2 protein-coding genes are annotated in these 583 nt (G+C 43.9%); both read left to right on the top strand.

What is annotated here, in order from left to right; genetic code table 11:
* On the top strand, window positions 1–242 hold a 242-nt coding region (locus A3729_RS33845; protein ID WP_231877380.1), incomplete at its 5' end, for a hypothetical protein.
* A 152-nt stretch (window positions 243–394) separates the two neighbouring features.
* A partial coding sequence (locus A3729_RS07700) for a hypothetical protein (RefSeq protein ID WP_197475666.1) occupies window positions 395–583 on the top strand: 189 nt, incomplete at its 3' end.

Below are 583 nucleotides of genomic sequence, written 5' to 3'. Positions count from 1 at the left end.
GACAGAGCAATGCCCGGGTATTTCTACAAAAGGCCAAGCTTGATCTATATCAGCTTGGCAGCATAAATAATTTTATTTTAGAGCGAACCCGGAGCTCACACTCGTTCCCATTAATTCACCCACGCGATGCCCAGAACAACTATCACGTTTATCAAGCTGGCACATACACTAAGCAAACGACTGCAGCACCACCACACAACTGTTTACTGGTTTTGACGATCCGTGAACTAGAATTTGTTTAGGCCCTTTTCCTTACCTTTATTTCGCTTTCAATGCGCTCTAATCTAGGCTTGCAAATATTTCGCACAGCAATCGCAAAGGACAATTCACTATGCACCTACTCAACCCAAAGAAGTTTGCTCAAGAATAACCTGACAAAGAAACGCGCGACATCATGCTAAAGACTATCGACTTCTTTGAAGGGCTAGGGCTCGCGAAAACCAAAGCCAATTATGAGAGTCGACGCTGGTACACTGAGTTTCTTGAATTCAACAAGAAGGAACAGATTTTTGCCAAACTACTCACCCCAAAAGGGCTCGGAAAAACTCGCTTCCACGACTATCACTTGGCGTATGATAAATGC

The sequence above is a fragment of the Oleiphilus sp. HI0043 genome (assembly GCF_001634935.1).
Note: the sequence above shows the minus strand (reverse complement) of the source record. Positions and strands in the feature narration are given on the sequence as shown.